This window comes from Streptomyces sp. NPDC047515 (assembly GCF_040643055.1).
In the GTDB taxonomy this organism is placed as follows: domain Bacteria; phylum Actinomycetota; class Actinomycetes; order Streptomycetales; family Streptomycetaceae; genus Streptomyces.
In genome coordinates this window covers 1-18,619 of record NZ_JBEYTM010000063.1, presented here as the reverse complement: position 1 = coordinate 18,619, position 18,619 = coordinate 1, and the positions used below count along the sequence as shown (strand labels likewise).

The following is an 18,619-nucleotide window of genomic DNA, read 5'->3' as shown; positions in this document are numbered from 1 at the left end:
CACGCCATGTGCGCCCCTTCGGCCGCCCCCGCCTGGAGACTGTCGTGATCGACTACTACTCGACCTCGGCCGAGTTCTACGAGCTGGTCGCCACCCGGCACACCGCCAGCAGCGGCCCGCCGTTGACCCGCGTCCTCACGGGCCTGGACACGTCGCACGGCCCCGTCCTGGAGATCGGCGCGGGCACCGGACGCGTGAGCGAGGTCATCGCCTCCGCGCTGCCCGGGGCGGAGATCCTCGCGGCCGAACCGTCGGCCACCATGCGAGCCATGCTCACCTCCCGGGTCGCCCGCGACCCGGACCTGCGGCGCCGGGTGACGGTGGTCGACGGCGCCGCCCAGGACCTCGTCCTTCCCGAGCGGCTCTCCGCCGTCGTCGTCTTCGGCGTGGCGGGCCATCTCACCGTCCCCGAACGCGTCGCGCTGTGGAAGCGACTCGCGGCCCGCCTGCCGGACGGGGCGCCCATCGTCGTGGAACTGATGGGGGTCTCCTCACCCCGCCTCATCCCACCGGTGATGTCCCTCAGGGAGACCATCGGACGCCAGACGTACGAGTGGTGGATCGGCGGCGAACCCACCGAGGGCGACGCCATGCGGTTCACCACCACCTGGAAGGTCCTGCGCGAGGGACGCGTCGTGCGCGAGGTCGCCGACAGCTACGACTGGCACACCTTCGACGTCGCCCGGCTGGCCCGCGAGGCCGGCATGACCAGCCGCCGCATCACCGAGGCGGGCGGCAGGCCCATCCCCGAAATCGGAGTACTCGTCAAGTGAAGTCACAACCATCCAAGCCCGGAACGGACTTGGTGTCCGAAGACCCGGCAACCCCCGGCACGGGCACCGGGTCGCCCCCGCCCCCGCTCCGCGCGCTGACCGAGCCCGTTCGGGGCCGACTGGCCGTCGCCGTCGCCCTCCAGACCGTCGCGGCCCTCGCCGGAGTGGTGCCGTTCATCGCCGTCTCCCGGATCGCCGGCCGTCTCACCGGTGAGTCCCTCGCCGACGGTGACGCCCTGTGGCCGCTGGTCAGCCTGGCCTGTGCGGCCGGCCTGCTCGCCCTGGCGTGCGGCACTGCGGCCGGCGCTCTCGCTCACCTTGCGGACAACGATCTCCAGCTCTCCCTCCGTCGTCGCCTCACTCGGCACGTCGGGCGGCTGCCGCTCGGCCGGCTCACCGACCGGGGCACTGGCGAGGTCAAGCAGGCCGTGCAGGACGACGTGAGCGCGCTGCACACGCTGTTCGCCCACACCCTGCTCGATGTCGTCGCCGTCCTCACCGCCCCGGTGCCGGCGCTGGCCTACCTGTTCACGGTCGACTGGCGCCTCGCTCTGGTCAGCGTCGTGCCCCTGCTGCTGGGCGTGTTCCTGTTCAGCCGCGCCATGGCCGGTGCGGCGGCACAGATGGCCGATTTTGGTGCCGCGCTGGGACGGATCTCGGCCGCCGCCGTGGAGTTCGCGACCGGCATCGCCGTGTTCAAGAGCTTCGGACGGGGACGCAAGGCCCACGAGCGTTTCGTCGACGCGACCGAGGGCTTCGCCGACTTCTTCTCCCGCTGGGTCCGATCCACCCTGGTCAGCTCCACCGCCGCCGTGCTGGTGGTCGCCCCGGCCGTGGTCCTGCTGCTGCTGTCCGTGGTGGGCGCGGTGTTCGTCACCCAGGACTGGATGACCGGCGCGGAACTCGTCCCGTTCCTGCTGCTGGGCCCCGCCGTCGCCGCCCCCATGGGCGTCGTCGGCCCCCGCATCCAGCAGATCCGGGCCGGCCAGGCCGCCGCCGTACGCGTCACGGGGCTGCTGCACACCCCCACGCTCCCCGAACCAGCGACCCCCGCCCTGCCCGACGGCCACCACGTGTCGATGCGCGGGGTGTCCTTCTCCTACGACGGCCGCACCGACGTGCTCCGCGGAGTCGACCTCGACCTCGTGCCCGGCACGGTCACCGCGCTGGTCGGACCCTCGGGTTCGGGCAAGTCCACCCTGGCCTCGCTGCTGCCCCGCTTCCACGACGTCACGGCCGGCACGGTGACCCTGGGCGGTGCGGACCTCCGCGACATCCCCGCCACCGAGCTGTACCGCCGGGTCGGCTTCGTCCTCCAGGACGTACGGCTGCTGCGGGCGAGCGTCGCCGACAACATCCGCCTGGGCCGCCCCGACGCCACCGACGAGGAGATCGAGCGGTGTGCCCGCGCCGCCCGCATCCACGACCGCGTCATGGCTCTCCCCGACGGTTACGCGACCGAACTCGGCACGGGCGTCACCCTGTCCGGCGGTGAGGCGCAACGCCTGTCCATCGCACGGGCGTTGCTCGCCGACGCCCCCGTTCTCGTCCTCGACGAGGCGACCGCGTACGCCGACCCGCACTCCGAGGCACTGATCCAGGACGCCCTGTCCGCCCTCGCGGCCGGCCGCACCCTGCTCGTCATCGCCCACCGGCTGTCGACCATCCGCTCCGCCGACCGGATCGTGGTGCTGGAGGACGGACGCGTCACCGAACAGGGCCGCCACGACGACCTGCTGGCCGCCGGTGGCCGCTACGCCGCGCTGTGGGAGGCCCAGCGGACCGCGGAGCCGGACGAGGCCGATGGCGGCCTCAGCCGCCTGTCCGCCCCCGCCTGTGCGGACCGCGCGGCGGACGACATCCGAGAGGGAAGTGCACGATGATTCGTCAGCTCTACCGCGTTCTGGGGCCCGAGGGCTCCCGTCCGCTCAACCGGCTGCTGGTCCTCCAGTCCGGCGCGGCCGTCCTCCAGGGCGTCGCCTTCGCCCTCCTCGTGCCCGTCCTCAGGGCCCTGCTCGGTCCGGATCCCGACGACGTGTGGCCCTGGCTGACGGCGTTCGTCGGCTGCGTGCTCGCGTACGCGGTACTCCAGGGCGCGGCCGTCAGCGGCGGATTCACGGTCGGTTCCCAGCTCTCCCGGGTGCTCCACCGCCGCATGGCCGACCAGGCCCTACGCCTGCCCCTCGGCTGGTTCACCGCCGGCCGCACGGCCGAGTTCAGCCGACTGGCCGGACAGAACGTCATCCAGGTGATGAGCACACCGGCCCACCTGCTGCGCCCTTTCATCAGCTCACTTCTCACCCCGGCGACGCTGGTGGTCGCCACCTTCTTCTTCGATGTCCGCACCGCCCTGGTCCTGCTGGTCTGCGCGCCCGTACTGTTCGCCGTCCAGCAGGCGAGCACGTCGCTGATGCGCCGACTCGACCTCGGCCGCGACGCCGCGATCGGCGAGTCCGCCGACCGGGTCCTGGAGTACACGCGAAACCAGCCGGTGCTGCGCGCGTTCGGCCGGACCGCGGAGGGCTACAGGGCGCTGGACGACGCCCTGGTGGCCGAGGCCCGCGCCGACCGGCGGCTCATCGCGCGAGGTCTGCCCGGACTGGTCTCCTTCAGCTTCGCCACCCGGCTCGTCTTCGCACTGCTACTCGCGCTGGGCGTTTCCTGGCAACTCGACGGATCGCTCACCGTGCCCACCCTGCTGGCCCTCCTGGTGCTGCTGGTCCGCCTGATCGACAGCGTGTCGTCCGCCGCCGAGGCCGGCGCGGGTATGCGCATCGCCCGCAACACCCTGGAACGCCTCGGCGCCGTCCTCGACGAACCGCCGTTCCCCCAGCCCGCCGAGCCGAAGAAACCCCGCGACACGAGCGTGGAGTTCACCCGGGTCGGCTTCCGCTACGACAACGGGACGGCGGAGGGAGCGGCGGCACGGCCGGTCCTGAACGACGTGACCTTTTGCCTGCCCGAGCGCAGCATGACGGCCCTGGTCGGGCCCTCCGGCGCGGGCAAGACCACGATCGCCGGCCTGCTGGCCCGCTTCCGGGACGCCACCGAGGGCACCGTCCGCGTCGGGGGCGTCGACGTCCGCGAGATCGCCCCCGACGACCTGACAGCCCACGTCTCCCTCGTGTTCCAGGACGTCTACCTCTTCGACGGCACCATCGAGGAGAACGTCCGGATCGCCGCCCCCGACGCGAGCCCCGGCGAACTGGACACGGCGGCGGCCCTGTCCGGGCTCGACCGCGTGGTCGAGGAGCTGCCCGACGGATGGGCCACGAAGGTGGGGGAGGGCGGCGCGCGACTGTCCGGCGGACAGCGCCAGCGCGTGTCCATCGCCCGGGCTCTGCTCAAGGACGCCCCGATCCTCGTCCTCGACGAGGCCACCGCCGCCCTCGACCAGGAGAACGAGGCACTGTTCGCCGAGGCCGTGCGGAGGCTGGCGGAGCGAAAGACCCTCCTGGTCATCGCGCACCGGCTGAGCACCGTCGCGAGCGCCGACCAGATCCTCGTTCTGGAGGACGGCGAGATCAGCGAACGAGGCACCCACGAGGAACTGGTCGCGGCAGGCGGCACGTACGCGGCCTTCTGGGAGCGGCGGGCCCGGGCCCACGGCTGGCGACTGGAGGCGACGCCGTCGTGACCCCACACCCGGCACCAGCGATCGACCGGACACAGCGGCAGAGGAAAGGCAGGGCACGATGACCACCGGAGTCCGGAGCACCTGGGAGACGTGGGCGAGTTCCATACCCCCGCTCGCCCGCACGAGCATCCGTGAGCCCTGCCACGACCCGGCGGCGACCGCCACCCGCCTCGCACAGGCGCGACTCGCCGACCAGTACATGGTGTACGAGGGGGAGGGCGGCGTCTGGCACTTCGCGGCGGGGTCGGCCGTGAGCGTCACCGCCGACGCCGGCGCCCTCACCGCGCAGTCCGCCGGACGGACCTGGACTTCGCGCACCGACCGGAAACCACTGACGGCGTTCGCCACCGCCCTGTCCGCCCTGCACGACGTCGGCGACGAAGCACGCCACTTCTACGGCTGGGCGGCCTTCGAACTCGCCCACCTCCTCCACGCGGACCCTGCAACCGCCGGAGACCAGCCCCTGCTGCACGCGATGATCCCGTCCGTCGAAGTGACCCTCACCGGCGACCGGACGGTGGTCCGCGCGGTGGACGAGGCATGGGCACGCAAGGTCGCCGACCTCATCGCGGAGTCCCCGCGAGGACGGACCGCGCACGGCGAAACGACGCCGGAGAGCGCCGAGGGCGTCATCGCCGCCGGCACGGCCGCCTACGGCCGGGCCGTGTCCCGGACGGTCGCGGACATTCATGCGGGGCTCCTGGAGAAGGCAGTGGTCTCCCGGAAGGTCCCGCTGCCCGCCGAGCCCCGCCCGGACTTCCCCGCCACCTACCTCGCGGGCCGACGGGCCAACACACCGGCACGCTCCTACCTCATGGATCTCGGCGGTTACCAGGCGGCCGGGTTCAGCCCCGAGACCGTTCTGGAGGTCGGGGAGGACGGACGCGTCAGCACCCAGCCGCTCGCGGGCACCCGCGCACTCGGCGCCGACCCGGCGGAGAACGAGCGCCTGCGCGCGGAACTGCTCGGTGACCCCAAGGAGATACACGAGCACGCCGTGTCCGTCCGTCTCGCCTGGGACGAGATGGCAGCCGTGTGCCGCCCCGGCTCCGTCGCGGTCGAGGAGTTCATGGCCGTCAGTCCGCGTGGATCGGTGCAGCACCTTGCCTCACGGGTCACGGGCCGACTGCGGCCGGACGCCGGACCGTGGGACGCCTTCGCCTCCCTCTTCCCCGCGATCACCGCCACCGGCGTCTCCAAACGCGCCGCGCTCCAGGCCCTGGCCCGCCACGAGCAGGGACCACGAGGGCTGTACGGCGGCGCCGTGTTCCGGGGGAGCACCGGGGGCGCCCTGGACGCCGCTCTCGTCCTGCGTACCCTCATCGGCGCGGGGAACGAGGCGTGGCTGCGGGCCGGCGCCGGGGTCACCGGTCAGTCCAGCCCTGAGCGGGAGATCGAGGAGACCTGCGAGAAATTGCGCAGCGTGGCTCCGTTTCTCAGGTTCGCCGAGAACTGAGTCGGCATCTTCCGAAGATCTGCCCGGTCAGCCGACCGTCGGCCCCCGGCGGACGAGCAGCACGTGGTCGGTCACGGTGGCGGTCCGCCCACCCGGGCCGGTCGCCTCCCGTTGCGGCGCTTCGGCTCGCTCGACGGCCCAGTCGGAAGCGGGCAGGGCGAGTGCCGCGTACGTTTCCCGCGGCGTGGCGAAGTGCGTGTCCGGATCCTGGTTCCAGGACCAGGGCGCGATCGACCCGTGGTCCACCACGAGGAGCCGTCCTCCAGGGCGCAGGGCCTCGGCCGCGGTGCGGAGGATCGCGTCGCGGGGCAGCTGGTACGGGGTGTGCAGATACTGGACCGAGACGAGGTCGAAGTCCCCGGAGGGGAAGGTCTGCCCAAGATCGTGGCACTCGGCCGTGACGAGATCATCGAGGTTCTCGGCGTGGGCCAGCGCGGACACACGCTCCACCGCGGTGGGCGAGATGTCCACCGCGGTGACCTTCCAGTCGTGGCGGGCGAGCCACAGGCTGTCGCCACCCGTTCCGCACCCGAGATCGAGCGCGGCCCCGGGAGTCAGCCCGGAAGCCACCTCCTCCAGCACGGGATTCACCCGGCTCGCCCAAGCCGACCGGTCCTGCGCACGCTGCCGGTAGAGGCCCTCCCAGAACTCCTCGGGCTTCTGCGCGGCCAGGTCGGCGGCTGTGGGGCCGTGAGGCTGCTGTGCCATGAAGCATTCTCCTTTCGTCGCGACCGCTCGGAGTGTGCCGCGAGGTGTCGGTAGAGTCACTGTCACCGAACGACCCGTCGTCACGCGACACCTCTTGCTGTTTCGGCAACAGCCGGAGGTTCGGCATCGTTGCGCGCATCGCGTCGTAGCCCGCGGTCGTGCTCACGTAAGAGGCTTAGCAACGCGTGTAGTTGGAAACGACTATCACGAGCTGAGCGGCTGAAAGAAGACGCGACGACCGACTGACGTGGGGGTACTTCGTGAACGACGCGCCCTTGTACCTGCGCCCGCGAGTGGATCCACCGCTCGCCTCACTGCTGGAGAACGCGCCTTTCCTGCACACCCTGGTCGACGCCCTCGGCTCTCCGTTGAACGTGCTGCTTCCGGAGGTCGTCGCCGAGAACGCGGAACGCTTCGGGGCCGTCTACCGCCGCCACCACCTCTCCGGGAGGGTGTACTTCGCCCACAAGGCGAACCGCTCCAGCGCCCTGGTGCGCAGGCTCGCGGCGTGCGACCCGTCCGCCGTCGGTATCGACGTGGCCTCCCTTGAGGAGCTGCGGCACGCGCTGGGCTGCGGCTTCACCGGGGACCGGGTGCTGGCCACCGGCCCGAAGGACCCGGAGTTCCTGTGGCTGGCCGCCCGGGTGGGCGCGACGGTGAACGTCGACTCGGTCACCGAGCTGGAACAACTGGCCGGTCTGGTAGGCGCGCACGGTCTGGGCAGGACGGATGTGCTGGTGCGGCTGTCCGGGTTCGAGTCGGACAATGGCTCCGAAGGCGCGGGTACGCGGGTGCTGTCGCGCCGTAGCCGCTTCGGTACACCGGTCGCCGAGGCGGACACCATGTGGGCGGCACTGGAGCGGCACGCGGACAGCGTCGAACTGGTCGGCCTGGCCTACCACTTGGACACCACCGGCCTGGAGGAGAAAGGCCGGGCCCTGGAACGCTGCGTGCTGCTCATGGACGAGTGCCGTGCCCGGGGCTTCGCGCCGCGCGTGGTGGACATCGGCGGCGGCTTCGGGGTCGGCTACATCGAGGACGCCGGCGAGTGGGAGCGCTGGACCACCGCGCTGAGCGAGGCGGTTCTTGGCATCCGGCCACCCTTGACCTGGCGCGGCCACGGATACGGACTGCGCAACGACAACGGCACCGTGCGCGGCACAGCCGCCCTCTACCCGGCCCACCGACCCGTCGCCGGCCCCGGATATCTCGACGAGCTCCTTTCACACCCCACTCCCGTTCTCGACCGCGCACCGGCCACGCTGCTCCTGGAACACCTCCACGACCTTTACGTCGAACCAGGCCGCGCGCTCGTCGACCAGTGCGGCCTGTCGCTGGCGCGGGTGCTGGAGGTACGCCCCCTGGGGGATGGTCCCGGCCGGTACCTGGTGCGCGTCGGCATGAACGCCGCGGACGTGAGCCTGGAGGAACACGGGGTGCTCGTCGACCCCGTACTGCTGCCGCGTGGCGGCCCCCGGCCCGCGGCAGCGGAGGAGGGCCCGGTTGGGATTCATCTTGTCGGCAACCTCTGCCTGGAGGCCGACCTGATCACCCGCCGGCTCGTTTTCCTCCCTCACGTGCCGCACGTCGGAGACCTGTTGGCCTTCGTCAACACCGCCGGATACGTCATGGACTTCCACGCTCACCACGCGCAGCGTCAGCCATCGGCGAGGACGGTTGCGGTCACGCAGGAGGCAAGCGGCGCCTGGCGCTGGTGCCCGGACGAGAACTACTGGCCGCTCACACATTCGCAGGGAAGGCCATCATGAGGTACGACAGCATCACGGAAGCCATCGGCAACACACCTCTGGTCCGCATCGACCCGTCGGTGCACGGTCTGCGCCACATCGATCTCTACGCCAAGCTGGAGATGCTCAACCCGTTCGGATCGGTCAAGGACCGGCCGGCCTGGCACATGGCCCGCCCATATCTGGAAGACGCGGCCGGTGGTGACGAGACGGTCGTGGAACTCTCCAGCGGCAACACCGCCAAAGCCCTCGCCCTGCTGGCCGGAATGCACGGGCTGAGGTTCAAGAGCGTGACCAACCGGATGCGTGTTCCCGAGATCAAGGACCTGCTTCTGCTCCTCGGCGCCGAGATCGAGGAGTTGCCCGGACAGAGTGAGTGTCTCGATCCCACCGACACGGACGACCCGCTCACCCGCTTCCACCAAGCGCTCTCGGAGCCTGGCAACGCCTATCTGCACACCGACCAGTACTTCAATCCGCGCAACGTCGAAGCGCACGCTGCCGGTACCGGCCCCGAAATCGTCAAGGACCTCGACGGGCGGGCGCCGGACTGGTTCGTGGCGTGCGTCGGCACGGCCGGCTCCTCCACCGGCGTCGCCCGCGTCCTGCGCGAGCACGACGATGCCGTACGGGTTCTCGGACTGGTCGCCGACAAATCCGACTTCATACCTGGGATCCGGACCATTGACGAGGTGCACCAGGTCGGCCTGTTCGACCCCGCGACCTACGACTCCCTCGCCCCGGTCACCTCGCAGCAGGCCATCGACGGAATGATCACGCTGATCCGCCGCTGCGGACTGCTGTCGGGACCGACCGGCGGCGCCGCCTACCAGGGGGCCGTACGCCATCTGGCGTCCGTCGATGCCGAACTGGATGGCACCGGGCGCCGCCAGACCGCTGTGTTCATCGTCTGCGACCGGGCCGAGAGCTACCTGAGCTATGTGCGCCAACGCCGCCCGGAGCTGCTGGGCCGGCCACGGCGCGGGCACTCGCCGTCGTCGGTCAGCGACGAGGAGATCAGGGCGGAACAGGCCCGCGCGGTGGATGTCGACGGCGCACGGCGCTGGATGACACAGGGAGAACCCCGTCCGCTGGTGGTGGACCTTCGTGGCCCGCACGCCTATGCCGCCCTGCACATTGAGGGCTCGGTCAACATCGTCGACGAGCTCTTCGATGAACTGGTGTGCGGTGGACTGCCGTTCAGCAAGCGCACTCCGGTACTGCTCGCCTGCCCCGTGGGGGAGAAGTCGCTGCGCTACGCCGCGTTGCTGTCCCGCTTGGGCCACCCGGACGTCAGGAGTCTGGCGGGCGGGATCGTCGCGTGGCGGGACGCCGGCGCACCGCTGGTGAGGGAGTGAACATGCCGGAACGGAAGCCCGGTGAAGTCGTCTCCTGGGCACAGAAACTGAGGGCCCAGTTCCCGATCGTCACCACGCATCCGGAGCTGACGTACCTGGACAGCGCGGCGACCTCGCAGAAACCGCGAGCCGTCCTGGAGGCCGTGGAGACCTACCTCACCACGTCCAACGCCAACGCGGGCCGTGGCACCTACCCCTGGGCCAACCGCACCACGGAGCTGGTGCAGCGGACCCGCGAACGGGTCAAGGAGTTCCTGGGCGACCGGCAGCCGGAGCGCTCGACCGTCCATTTCACCAGCGGCGCCACCGAGGGTCTGCGCGTCGTCGCCCGTGACTGGCTTGTCCCGTACCTCTCGGACGGCGACGAGATCCTCGTCCCGTTCACCGACCATCAGGCCAACCTGGAACCCTGGCTCGAAGCCGGGCGTCTGCTGGGACAGCGAGGTGTCCACGTGACGGTACGGGCTCTTCCCGTCCAGGCGTCGTCCGGCGACTACGACCACCGCGCTCTCGCGCAGATGGTCGGCCCTCGCACCCGGTTCGTCGCGGCGACCCACGTCCACCACGTCTACGGCGGGGACATGAACGTGCACCGCCTGCGAGCCGCCGTCGGCCCCGACGTGCCGGTCTGCCTCGACGCCGCCCAGAGCATCGGCCACCTCCCCGTCCGGGTCTGTGATCCGGACCTCGACGTCGACTTCGTCGTCTTCTCCGGGCACAAGGCGATGGCCCTGCCCGGCACGGGAGCCGTGTGGGCGCGCAACACCCGAGGGCCGCAACTGCGGCCCACCGGCTGGCAGGGCACCCCCAACACGGCGGGCATCGTCTCGCTCCTGGCGGCGCTCGACTGGCTGGACGAGGCCGGCCCCGAGCGCATCGCCCGTCACGTCACCCGGCTGGCGACTCGCCTGACCGACCGGCTGCACCACCTGGACTCGTACGAGATCCTCGGCTGCCCCGCCAGCCTCGCCGCGGACAGCGGGCTCCCCACGGCCCAGCGGCGGCACGGCATCGTCACCTTCCGGCACCGCGGCATCCCCTCCGACGACCTCGGCTTCATCCTGTACAGCCACGGCTTCATGGTCCGGGCCGACAGTCTCTGCCAGGCCGGCGCCGACGAGAAGAGCGGAGCTGTCCGGGTCAGCCTGCATGTCTACAACACGGACGAGGAAATCGATCGCCTGCTGGCTGTTCTCGGCTCCCTGGAGTGAATGGCTATTGATAACCGTTTCCACCTGTAGATTGCGTGGCAGTCGAGACCGGTGAGAGACGGACGAGGTGACACGGTCATGGGCTTGAGCATGGCAGCGGCCGGTATGTGGGTGGAGCGCTGGGAGCGGCAGCAGCGCCGCTACGCATTGGACCGCGAGGAGCGGTTCGCGGTGATCGCCGACGCCACGGAACACCTCTGCGCCGACCGGGACCGCCCCCTCCTGCTCGATCTGGGCTGTGGCCCCGGCTCCCTGTCCGCGCGGCTCGCCCGGCGGCTTCCGGACGCGGAGATCGTCGCGGTCGACATGGACCCCGTACTCCTGGAGCTGGGGCGCACCCACCACGCGGACGCCGCCCGGTACGTGGACGCGGTGATCGGCGAGGACGGCTGGACGGATGCACTCCAGCTGGAACGGAGCGTGGACGTCGCGGTGACGACGACAGCCCTGCATTACCTGCCCGCCGACGTTCTCCTCCGCACCTATCGCGCTCTGGCCACCCTGCTCCGTCCTGGCGGCGCCCTGGTCAACGGAGACCACTTTCCCCCGGACGGGGCGCCCTGCTCGGACCTGACCGCCCATGTGGGGCTGCGCCGTGCCGAGCGGACCGTCGCGCATGGGCCCGAGGACGAGGACTGGGGGGCGTGGTGGCTGGCCGCTGCCGCCGACCCGGAGCTGGCCGATCTGTTCCAGCAGCGCGCGAAGAGGTATCCGTCCTCCAGCGACGGCAACCAGCACCTCTCGGTGGAGCGTCACACCCAACTGCTCCGTGGGACGGGGTTCGCCCATGTCACGACGGTGTGGCAGGTCGGGGACAGCTGCGTACTGGTGGCTCAGAAGGACTGACGCACACCCGGGGGCCCGGCCGGTGGGCGATGGTCACAGGGCGATACTCATGAGGATCTCGTCACGGTCGTCCCCGGGTGCCAGGCGCAGCACTCCCGGCCACCGGCCGACCTCCGTCCACCCGGCCTTCCGGTAGAAGTGCTCCAGGCCCAGTCCCGCTCTCGCCGTGAGCTTGAGGCGTTCAAGGCCCATCTCCTCCCGTGCGATGTGGTGGACACGGTGCATCAGCGCGGCACCGATGCCGAGACTCCTGAGGTGAACCTGTGTCTGTACGTGGTTGACCATGCCGCAGTGTGCCTCCAGCGGATGTGCTTCGCGGCGGACGACCAGCCAGCCCGCGAGCACGCCGTCGAGCGAGGCCGTGAGCAGCCTGCCGTGATCGGATGCCAGGCTGTCCGCGATGCGGTTCACTGCGGCTCCCACGTCGGCCGGTGCCACAGGCGGCGGGGGACAGTCCGGCGGAATGACCGCTCCGCCGGCGTTGACCACTCCCGCCCAACAGGCAGCCAGATCCCGCCGAAGCGGGCCGGTCAGGTCGGACGAGCGGATGAACTGGCTGAATGTGGGCACAGCGACTTCGAATGACGTCACGCACAAAGGCTGGCATGACGCCTGCCCGCGCGTGCGGCGTTGACGAAGTCAAGAGGCCGATCAGCACACTGGCTCCCGAGTAAGTTCGTCTGCAACGAGCAGTGCGGTCGCGTCGCGTCGAGAGCGGTACGGACACCCGCAGTCCTCATGGATCAGCGCTTTTCGTAAGGGTCCGTCGGTTGCTTCACCCGCCTGACCGTCTTCGCGTTCAGCACCGGGGGCCAGGCCGCCGACGAACCCAGCCTGCCCTCCGGGCGCCAGACGCCCGGGACCGTCACCCAGGTGTCCTTGGCCGGGGCGTCCGCAGCACGGATCTGCACTTTGCTCGTTGTAGCGTCGGCCGCGCAGCAGGACACCAGCAGGCGGGTCACGTACCAGCGGTCGTCGTCATCCCCTGTGACGAAGCCGGTGAGCCTGACGGTTCGCCCTTTCAGGGAGCTTCCGCTGTCGTACACGGCCCGTGAACTGAACTGGGCGACGGTCAGGTTCAACCGGGACACCGGCGGGCAGTGCCGGGAACGTGCCGACGCCTTGCGCCTCGCGTTGCGCCTGTTCACGTTCCGCGCTGTGGGAGCCGAGCGCGAGCACTGGTCCGAGGAAGCCGACGACTGTGCCGAGCGTGGCGAGCGAGAGCCCGCCGAGAACCACAGACACGACGGCCCGTACCAACAGGCGCACGGCGTCGGCAAACCCGAGCCGGTGCCCCGTCGTTCTTCTGCTCGCTCACACCACTCGCTTCGCCGGACAGGACCACGACCGTGCCGCACTCCAGCGACGGCGGCCGTGCGCCACGCGGACTTCCGGTCGCAGAGGGCCGTCATGAGGAGTGCCCCTTGACAACAGGCGTACCGAGACCAGGTCTCAGGCGGGCTGTGGAGCCGCCGTGCGGCTGCCCCACCGTCGGGCACGGTAGGTGCCGGCGAAACGGCAGACCACATAGATGCCGAACGAGATGGTGGTGACGTAGGGGCTGATGGGGATGGAACTGCCCAGCGCCAGCAGGATGCCACCCTCGATCGAGGCCACGGCGAAGACCACGCTGAGCAGGGGAAGCAGCACTGGCGAGGCAGTGACCCGGGACGCGGCGGCGGCCGGGGTGACGACCAGTGTCAGGACCAGCAGTGCGCCCACGACCTGTACGGAGAGGGCGACCGCGAGCCCGAGTACGATCATGAAGGCGAACGAGAGGCCGCGTACCGGGACTCCTCGCGCCGCAGCCACGTCAGGGTCGGCGCTGGCGAACGTCAGCGGACGCCACATCACCACCAGCGCGGCGAGAACCACCGCGGAGGTTCCGAGCAGCCAGGCGGTCCGAGGGGTGTCCACGGCGACGATCTGGCCGGTCAGCAGGCCGAACTTGTTCGCGGCCCGGCCTTTGTAGAGGGCGAGGAACAGCACGCCGAGGCCCAGGCCGAAGGGCATGAGGATGCCGATGGCCGAGTTGCGGTCGCGGGCACGCGTCCCGAGGAGGGCGATCACGGCAGCCGCGAGCAGTGAGCCCACGATGGAGCCCGCGACGATGTTCGTGCCCAGCAGCAGCGCGGCCGAGGCGCCGGCGAAGGACAGCTCGCTGATGCCGTGGACCGCGAAGGGCAGGTCGCGCATGATGACGAAGATCCCGGCCAGGCCGCCGATCAGGCCGAGCGCCGCGCCGGCGATGAGGGAGTTGCGTACCAGGACGAGGAGCTCGCCGTAGTTCTCGAAGCTGAAGATCTGCTGCCAGATCCCGTCGGCGAACGTCATGGACGTACTTCTTCCCTTGCGTCGGTGTGGTGGGGTGGGGCGGCCGGGTCGTCGGGTGTACCGACGACCACGATGCGGCCGCGTACCCGCACGACGTCGACCTGGGTGTTGTAGAGCCGGGACAGGGACTCGGAGGTGAGTACCTCGTCGGGGGTACCGACGCGGTGTCCGCCCGGTGCCAGGTAGAGGACGCGGTCGACGAGGTCGAGCACGGGGTTGATCTCGTGGGTGACGAAGACGACCGCCGTGTCGTGGGAGCGGCGGCGGGCGTCGACCAGTTCGGTGATCGCCCGTTGGTGGTGCAGGTCGAGCGAGGTCAGCGGTTCGTCGCAGAGCAGGACGCTCGGGTCGGTGGCCAACGCCTGGCCAATGCGCACGCGCTGGCGTTCGCCGCCGGAGAGCATGCCGAGGGGGACGTCGGCGTAGGCGGCGGCGCCCACCGCCTCCAGCATCTCGTTCACCCGGTGGCGGACGGCGGCCCGGCGCCGCCCCGGCCCGAAGCGGTGTCCATCGATGCCGAAGCGGACCAGGTCGCGGGCGCGCAGGAGTGCCTGGGCGGACAGTTCGGCCTGCTGGGGGATGTAACCGATGTGTCGGGCGGCCTCGCGAGCGGAGCGGCCGAGGACGGTCAGCGTTCCGGCGGACAGGGGCTGCCGGCCCAGCAGGGCCCGCACCAGGCTGCTCTTGCCCGATCCGTTCGGCCCGAGCACGGCCAGGAACTCGCCCGGCCGTACGTCGAGATCGAGGTCCTGCCACACCGTGCGCTCGCCATAGGACAGGGCTGCGCCGCGCAGACCGATCACCGGGGCGGAGCCGTTGCCCCGGTGATCGGTGCTGCCCCGGCGGGCCTGAGGGACGGAGGCCATGACGTGCTGCCTCATTTGTCCAACGCCGTTGCGAGCGCGTCGACGTTGGACGTCATCCAGCCGAGGTAGTCCTTGCCCTCGGGCAGGGTCTCGGTGACGGGGACGATGGGGATGCCCGCCGCCTTGGCCGCATCCTTGACCTTCTCGGTCTGGACCCCGGAGGTCTGCGCGTTGTAGACGAGTGCCTTGACCTGCTTGTCGTTGTACAGCTTCAGGGTCTCCTGCAGGATCTTGGGGGAGACGTCGTCGCCTTCCTCGATGGCCTCGCTGAATTCGTCGGGCGTCTTGTTCACCAGCCCGCTCGCCTCGGTCAGGTACAGCGGCACGGGCTCGGTGATGCCGATGCCCTCGCCGCTGTGCGCCTTCTTGATGTCTGTTTCCTTCGTCTCCAGCCCGGCGAGCTTGTCCTTGAAGGTCTCGGCGTTCTTGGTGAAGGTGGCGGCGTCCGCGGGGTCGGCCTTGCCGAGAGCGGCGGCGATCCGGTCGGCGATCTTGGAAACGGTGGGGAAGTCGTACCAGACGTGCTCGTTGAGCTCACCGCCCTTCGGAGCGGCCTTGCCGGAGACCTTCACCGCATTGATCAACTCGACGGAGGAGTTGTTGCTGCTCTTGAGCATGCGGTCGATGAAGTCGTCATAGCCGCCGCCGTTCTCGATGACGACCTTCGCCTTGGAAAGGGCCAGCTGGTTCTGAGTGTTGGCCTCGAAGGAGTGCGGGTCCTGGTCGGGGTCACTGATGATCGACGTGACGTCGACCTTGTCGCCGCCTATCTGCTCGATGATGTCGCCGTAGACGTTGGTGGAGGCGACCACCTTGACCTTCGACGCGGACGTGGCGGCCTGGGCTGTGCTGCCGTCGTTGCCGGAGTCGGACGAGTTGCCGCAGCCGGCCAGCAAAGCCAGGGAAGCGCCGGTGATCAGCGCCAGGCGCCGGGACGGGAACGTGGACATGGGGATCCTTCAGGACTCAGGGAAAGAGGTAGGTGTTCCACGCTAGATGAAAACGAATGTCACCACCATCTTTGGATCTGAGTAATATGAAAATCGTTGCCAAGTCTTGACGTCCGGCTATGGATGCGGGTCCTGCCCGTCGGGCCGTTCCTTGCAGCGGTCGCAGATTCCTGTGAGTTCGACGATGTGCTCGATCTCGGCGAATCCGGTGGCCATGGCGACGCCGCCGGCCCAGCGTTCGACGGCCTCCGCCTCCACGGCCAGGCTGAGGCCGCACGTCCGGCAGACGAGGTAGTGGCGGTGGTGTCCGTCCGTGGGGCGGGGGCGGTACAGGCGCTCTCCGGTCTGTTCCCGTACGACGTCCACGTGTCCGTCCCGCTCCAGCATCCGCAGGGTGCGGTACACCGTGGTCAGCCCCACCAAGGCCCCGTCGGCGGCCAGTAGCGCGTGCAGTTCGCGTGCGGACACGAAGTCGCGGCAGTCCAGCAGTGCTTGCAGGACGGCGGCCCGCTGACGGGTCGACCGCCAGGTCGATGGAAGTGCGCCGGTCGATACACCGTGCATGATGCCTGCCTTCCGCGAGGGCTGGGCAATGATCCACTATGCAAGGCTAGTTGAAAATGAATTCCATGACTACTCCCCTCCGGGAGCCCGAGAGCGCCCTGCTGTGGCGGCGACGGCCGGCAAGGGAACGTACGGGGTGCCCGGCTTCGGCAGCCGTGACGCTCGGCATCGAGGACGTTCACGGTCTCCACCGGCCCCGGCGCCGGCCCCCGAACGTTGGGCGCGCCGAGGGAGGCGGCGCGTCGTCGACGCTGAGCGTCCCAGGCGAACGGAGCCTGGAAACACCGTGCTCACGCCATTGCTTCCGCTGTGGCCAGGCAGTTGGCGAAGCCGCGCTCCAGGGCCTCGCGATCGAGGCGGCGGCCGATGAGCACCAACCTGTTGCGGCGTACTTCGCTCCCCCGCCAGATGCGTCCGAATTCGCCGTCCAAGAGCGTGTGCACGCCTTGGAAGACATACTGCCTGGGCTCTCCGGCGATGGCGAGGACGCCCTTGGAGCGTATGAGGCTGACGCCCTCGGCGTGCAGCAGGGTGTCCAGCCAGGCGTCGAGCCGGTTCTGGTCGAGTTCACCCTCGAGTTCGATGCCGACCGAGGTGAGGGCGGTGTCGTGCTGGTGCTCGGTCTCGATGAGGAAGGAGGGGTCGTCGGTGAGCGCCCGCTCCAGATCGAACGCGCTTACGTCCAGCACCTCGTGCAGGGCGATGCGCGCGAAGGTGGCGGGGACGATCCGGACGCCGGGGTTGATGGCACGGATACGACGGACGCTCCGCACGATGGCGTCATCGCCGGCCATGTCTGTCTTGTTGAGGACGATTCGGTCGGCGAAGGCTATCTGTTCGACAGCCTCGATCCCGGCTTCTCCTGGTTTGACCTTGTTGAGATGCTGAACGATGTGGGTTGCGTCGACGAGGGTGATAACGGCGTCCAGGCGCAGCTGGGAGGCGATCGCGTCGTCCATGAGGAACGTCTGGGCGACGGGAGCCGGGTCGGCCAGTCCCGTTGCCTCGATGAGAATGCGGTCGAATGTCTCGCGCCGACGGATGAGCGTACCCAGGATGCGGACGAGATCTCCGCGCGCGCTGCAGCAGATGCAGCCGTTGGTCATCTCGAAGATATTCTCCTCGGCGCCGAGGAGGAGTGCGGTGTCGGCATGGGCCTCACCAAGGTCGTTCTTGATGACGGCGATCTTCAGGCCGCGGTTCCTGCCGAGGATGTGCTGGAGGAGGGAAGTCTTGCCGGAGCCAGGCAGGCCGGTCACGAAGGTCACGGGAACGCGCTGGTGATGGGGTTCGGGGGAAGTCACATCTGCTTCCTGTCAACGGGTCGATCGGGGAGCAAGACGGCACGCAGGTCGTCCGCGGTGAGGTGTTCGACTGGCCGGTGCAGTCGCCATCGGCTTGGTTCACCGTCCATGGGGAGCACGGCGACGACCGTCTCGTCTGCTGGACGGCCCGGTTCGGTGCAGGTGAGCCGGCGGACCGTGACGGCGATGTCGTCGTCGAGGTCGAGCAGCCTGCGCACGGTCTCTTTCAGCTCGCGTAGGTGCGGATTCGGTACCGTGATACCTGGACGCGATCCAACTGGCATGGCAGTTCCTCTCCTTCAACCCCGGTCGGGCGGCGTCCGTCCGTGCGCGGCAGACAGCCGGTGCGGATGTCGGCGAGTGCGACGGTGCGCCTGATCGCGGGGACACTGGTGTAGGCGGCGACTTTTGCCGCCCTGTCCTCGGCGAACTTCGGGGTCTCCTGGCGGCCCCATCCGCAGCCCACACACATCAGACGGTGGCGGTACCCCGTCGGCCGAACGCGGGTGGTAGAGCTGTTCGCCCGAGTAGTCCTGTACGACGTCGACGCCTCGGGCGCGTCCCGTGCGCGCAACGAGAGGTGGACGGTGGTCAGGCTGATCACGTGGCTGCAGGCCGCCAACGGGGTGCACAGCTCCTGGACGGACACGGAGTCCTGACAGCCCATGAGGGGGAGTGACCGCCCCGCCCCCCTGTGTCGTTCGCTCGCCTGACCGGGCCGGGTGGTGCCGTGGCTGCGACCACCACCCGGCCCGGAGTCCTCAGAGCTTGTCGGGCGGCCTCTGATCGGGCGGCCACGCCCTGGCACGCACTCCCCCAAGGCCTTGAGGGCCAGGGGGACCCCCTCCCGCGTTGCCGAAATGC

17 protein-coding genes and 1 pseudogene are annotated in these 18,619 nt (G+C 69.9%); 9 read left to right on the top strand and 9 right to left on the bottom strand.

From position 1 onward, the window contains the following. The first annotated feature begins 44 nt into the window (after positions 1–44). The 4 genes from ABZ826_RS33270 to ABZ826_RS33255 are packed head-to-tail and all read left to right on the top strand — an operon-like array spanning position 45 to position 5,866. Positions 45–773 (top strand): class I SAM-dependent methyltransferase, encoded by a 729-nt coding sequence (locus tag ABZ826_RS33270; RefSeq protein ID WP_361456846.1) that lies wholly within the window; start codon positions 45–47, stop codon positions 771–773. 32 nt (positions 774–805) lie between these two features. Continuing rightward, positions 806–2,656 (top strand): ABC transporter ATP-binding protein, encoded by a 1,851-nt coding sequence (locus ABZ826_RS33265; RefSeq protein ID WP_361456888.1) that lies wholly within the window; start codon positions 806–808, stop codon positions 2,654–2,656. Continuing rightward, positions 2,653–4,410 carry an ABC transporter ATP-binding protein gene (locus ABZ826_RS33260; RefSeq protein WP_361456843.1) on the top strand — a complete coding sequence of 586 codons (1,758 nt, stop codon included), beginning with the start codon at positions 2,653–2,655 and terminating at the stop codon, positions 4,408–4,410. Before ABZ826_RS33265 ends, ABZ826_RS33260 begins: the two co-directional genes overlap by 4 nt. A 58-nt stretch (positions 4,411–4,468) precedes the next feature. After that, entirely contained in the window at positions 4,469–5,866 is a 1,398-nt protein-coding gene (locus tag ABZ826_RS33255) for a salicylate synthase (RefSeq protein WP_361456840.1), read from the top strand. Positions 5,867–5,893: 27 nt separating this feature from the next. Here ABZ826_RS33255 and ABZ826_RS33250 read toward each other — a convergent pair whose 3' ends face one another. Continuing rightward, on the bottom strand, positions 5,894–6,574 hold the full coding sequence (locus tag ABZ826_RS33250; protein ID WP_361456837.1) for a class I SAM-dependent methyltransferase: 681 nt from the start codon (positions 6,572–6,574) through the stop codon (positions 5,894–5,896). 260 nt (positions 6,575–6,834) lie between these two features. On the opposite strand from ABZ826_RS33250, the gene ABZ826_RS33245 reads away from it, so the two are divergent. The 4 genes from ABZ826_RS33245 (at position 6,835) to ABZ826_RS33230 (ending at position 11,737) form a co-directional block, all read left to right on the top strand. Further along, entirely contained in the window at positions 6,835–8,343 is a 1,509-nt protein-coding gene (locus ABZ826_RS33245; protein ID WP_361456834.1) for a Y4yA family PLP-dependent enzyme, read from the top strand. Beyond that, entirely contained in the window at positions 8,340–9,680 is a 1,341-nt protein-coding gene (locus ABZ826_RS33240; RefSeq protein ID WP_361456831.1) for a pyridoxal-phosphate dependent enzyme, read from the top strand. The genes ABZ826_RS33245 and ABZ826_RS33240 overlap by 4 nt, the downstream gene beginning before the upstream one ends. A gap of 2 nt (positions 9,681–9,682) precedes the next feature. Continuing rightward, on the top strand, positions 9,683–10,891 hold the full coding sequence (locus ABZ826_RS33235) for an aminotransferase class V-fold PLP-dependent enzyme (RefSeq protein WP_361456828.1): 1,209 nt from the start codon (positions 9,683–9,685) through the stop codon (positions 10,889–10,891). Between the two features lie 78 nt (positions 10,892–10,969). Beyond that, positions 10,970–11,737 (top strand): class I SAM-dependent methyltransferase, encoded by a 768-nt coding sequence (locus ABZ826_RS33230; protein ID WP_361456825.1) that lies wholly within the window; start codon positions 10,970–10,972, stop codon positions 11,735–11,737. A gap of 33 nt (positions 11,738–11,770) precedes the next feature. Here the strand turns inward: ABZ826_RS33230 and ABZ826_RS33225 are convergent, their stop codons facing one another. The 8 genes and pseudogenes from ABZ826_RS33225 to ABZ826_RS33190 all read right to left on the bottom strand — a co-directional run bounded on the left by ABZ826_RS33225 (position 11,771) and on the right by ABZ826_RS33190 (position 18,039). After that, the gene (locus tag ABZ826_RS33225) at positions 11,771–12,307 is read right to left on the bottom strand and encodes a GNAT family N-acetyltransferase (RefSeq protein WP_361456885.1); all 537 of its coding nucleotides are present in this window, start codon (positions 12,305–12,307) and stop codon (positions 11,771–11,773) included. A 173-nt stretch (positions 12,308–12,480) separates the two neighbouring features. Next, positions 12,481–12,910: pseudogene (locus ABZ826_RS33220) on the bottom strand (TIGR03943 family protein); the annotation flags it as partial. Between the two features lie 279 nt (positions 12,911–13,189). Next, entirely contained in the window at positions 13,190–14,071 is an 882-nt protein-coding gene (locus ABZ826_RS33215) for a metal ABC transporter permease (protein WP_361456822.1), read from the bottom strand. Continuing rightward, positions 14,068–14,937 carry an ATP-binding cassette domain-containing protein gene (locus ABZ826_RS33210; RefSeq protein WP_361456819.1) on the bottom strand — a complete coding sequence of 290 codons (870 nt, stop codon included), beginning with the start codon at positions 14,935–14,937 and terminating at the stop codon, positions 14,068–14,070. The genes ABZ826_RS33215 and ABZ826_RS33210 overlap by 4 nt, the downstream gene beginning before the upstream one ends. A gap of 11 nt (positions 14,938–14,948) precedes the next feature. Next, positions 14,949–15,887, bottom strand: coding sequence for a zinc ABC transporter substrate-binding protein (locus ABZ826_RS33205; RefSeq protein ID WP_361456816.1), 939 nt, complete (start codon positions 15,885–15,887; stop codon positions 14,949–14,951). 117 nt (positions 15,888–16,004) lie between these two features. Next, complete coding sequence (locus ABZ826_RS33200) at positions 16,005–16,451, bottom strand: transcriptional repressor (RefSeq protein ID WP_361456813.1); 447 nt, start codon at positions 16,449–16,451, stop codon at positions 16,005–16,007. A 290-nt stretch (positions 16,452–16,741) separates the two neighbouring features. Beyond that, positions 16,742–17,710 (bottom strand): GTP-binding protein, encoded by a 969-nt coding sequence (locus tag ABZ826_RS33195; protein ID WP_361456810.1) that lies wholly within the window; start codon positions 17,708–17,710, stop codon positions 16,742–16,744. A gap of 41 nt (positions 17,711–17,751) precedes the next feature. Continuing rightward, positions 17,752–18,039, bottom strand: a complete 288-nt coding sequence (locus ABZ826_RS33190) for a hypothetical protein (RefSeq protein ID WP_361456807.1) — start codon at positions 18,037–18,039, stop codon at positions 17,752–17,754. A 222-nt stretch (positions 18,040–18,261) separates the two neighbouring features. Here ABZ826_RS33190 and ABZ826_RS33185 point away from each other — a divergent pair, with 222 nt between their 5' ends. Next, complete coding sequence (locus tag ABZ826_RS33185; RefSeq protein WP_361456805.1) at positions 18,262–18,414, top strand: hypothetical protein; 153 nt, start codon at positions 18,262–18,264, stop codon at positions 18,412–18,414. The last annotated feature ends 205 nt before the right edge of the window (positions 18,415–18,619 follow it).

Coding starts and splice junctions, on each gene's coding strand:
- ABZ826_RS33200 (WP_361456813.1), bottom strand. CDS start 16,451: ATGCACGGTGTATCGACCGGCGCACTTCCATCGACCTGGCGGTCGACC.
- ABZ826_RS33215 (WP_361456822.1), bottom strand. CDS start 14,071: ATGACGTTCGCCGACGGGATCTGGCAGCAGATCTTCAGCTTCGAGAAC.
- ABZ826_RS33230 (WP_361456825.1), top strand. CDS start 10,970: ATGGGCTTGAGCATGGCAGCGGCCGGTATGTGGGTGGAGCGCTGGGAG.
- ABZ826_RS33255 (WP_361456840.1), top strand. CDS start 4,469: ATGACCACCGGAGTCCGGAGCACCTGGGAGACGTGGGCGAGTTCCATA.
- ABZ826_RS33210 (WP_361456819.1), bottom strand. CDS start 14,937: ATGGCCTCCGTCCCTCAGGCCCGCCGGGGCAGCACCGATCACCGGGGC.
- ABZ826_RS33260 (WP_361456843.1), top strand. CDS start 2,653: ATGATTCGTCAGCTCTACCGCGTTCTGGGGCCCGAGGGCTCCCGTCCG.
- ABZ826_RS33205 (WP_361456816.1), bottom strand. CDS start 15,887: ATGTCCACGTTCCCGTCCCGGCGCCTGGCGCTGATCACCGGCGCTTCC.
- ABZ826_RS33240 (WP_361456831.1), top strand. CDS start 8,340: ATGAGGTACGACAGCATCACGGAAGCCATCGGCAACACACCTCTGGTC.
- ABZ826_RS33235 (WP_361456828.1), top strand. CDS start 9,683: ATGCCGGAACGGAAGCCCGGTGAAGTCGTCTCCTGGGCACAGAAACTG.
- ABZ826_RS33190 (WP_361456807.1), bottom strand. CDS start 18,039: ATGCCAGTTGGATCGCGTCCAGGTATCACGGTACCGAATCCGCACCTA.
- ABZ826_RS33250 (WP_361456837.1), bottom strand. CDS start 6,574: ATGGCACAGCAGCCTCACGGCCCCACAGCCGCCGACCTGGCCGCGCAG.